2 protein-coding genes are annotated in these 1279 nt (G+C 39.6%); both read left to right on the top strand.

The window, feature by feature from the left end:
* Positions 1 to 643 (top strand): DUF3231 family protein (locus AC1DRF_RS28330; RefSeq protein ID WP_477742350.1); only part of this gene is annotated, 643 nt, incomplete at its 5' end.
* Between the two features lie 140 nt (positions 644 to 783).
* The coding region (locus tag AC1DRF_RS28325; protein ID WP_477742349.1) for an alkaline phosphatase at positions 784 to 1279 on the top strand (496 nt) is incomplete at its 3' end.

The raw sequence follows: 1279 nt of genomic DNA, 5'->3' as shown, positions 1-1279 counted from the left end.
GGCCTACAGAGAAGATGTGGTGAAATTTTATCAAGATTTAACAAAAATTACGCAAGAGTGCTACGATTCCTGTACGCAGTACTTATTGAGAAAAGGAATTTTATCACGCCCACCCTATATTCCGATGCCAACTACCGTTGAGTTTGTTTCGGATAGAAAATATCTGAGCAGCTTAAATGTATTTGCGGACAAAAGAGTACTAAATACGATGGAGCTAGCGCAGATTTATCATGGAGTCGAAACAAACATTGTCGGGATGAAGTTAATGAAGGCTTTTTCTCAAACGGCTAAAGATACCGAAGTGAAAAAGCATTTTTTGAAAGGAAAAGAGCTTAGTAAAAAAATTATTACGCGACTTGAAGAAATAATTATACAAGACGATATTTCACCTTCTGTTGCCTCAACAGGAAGCATAACGACTTCTGAAACGCCTGCTTTTTCGGATCGTTTGATGCTGACATGCGATATTTTACTAAGTAACTTCAGTATCGGAAGTCAGGCGTTTGGAGCAGCATTTAGTTTTCGAAGAGATATTGTGGCTAAAATGATGCTGATAGGAGAAGATGCGTTTCAATATGCAAGCGAAGCAACAGAAATTATGATCAAAAAAGGCTGGCTTGAAGTTCCGCCAAGTATTGATTAGCTAAAAGGAAAGCCTCTTTCATGCATTGTAAATGGAAGTTTATATATCTTTACACACCTTTAACCTTTTATTTAAGTTGATTTAACAGACTGCGTGTACAGTTAAGTTATGTCAATAATAAACAGTAAAGGGTGTAAACAATGAAAAAACGTGCAATTGGAGCGGCAGTATTATCAGCGGTAACTGTAGCAGCGCTGGCATTTGGAACAAATTCACCAACAGATGCTAAAGCAGCTAAAGGCGTAAATAACCAAAAAGCTAAAAATGTTATTCTTTTTGTTGGAGACGGTATGGGTACCGATCATCGTGATGCGATCCGACTGGCCGCCGTAGGAGCAAATGGAAAGTTAGCAATGGATGATATGCCGGCAGTAGGGAGAGTCCATACATCTTCAGGAAATTCATTTGTTACGGATTCTGCTGCAGCTGCTACAGCCATGGCTTCAGGAGTTAAAAGTTATAATGGCGCTATTGGCGTAAATATGAAAGGAAAGCCTGTTCAAACAGTTTTAGAAAAAGCAAAATTAGCTGGGAAAACGACGGGGCTTGTGACAACAAGTCAAGTAACAGACGCAACTCCAGCTGCTTTTGGCGCACATGTTAAAGATCGAAGTGCTCAAAGTGACATCGCGAAGC

The sequence above is a fragment of the Priestia sp. P5_B4 genome (assembly GCF_056400385.1).
Note: the sequence above shows the minus strand (reverse complement) of the source record. Positions and strands in the feature narration are given on the sequence as shown.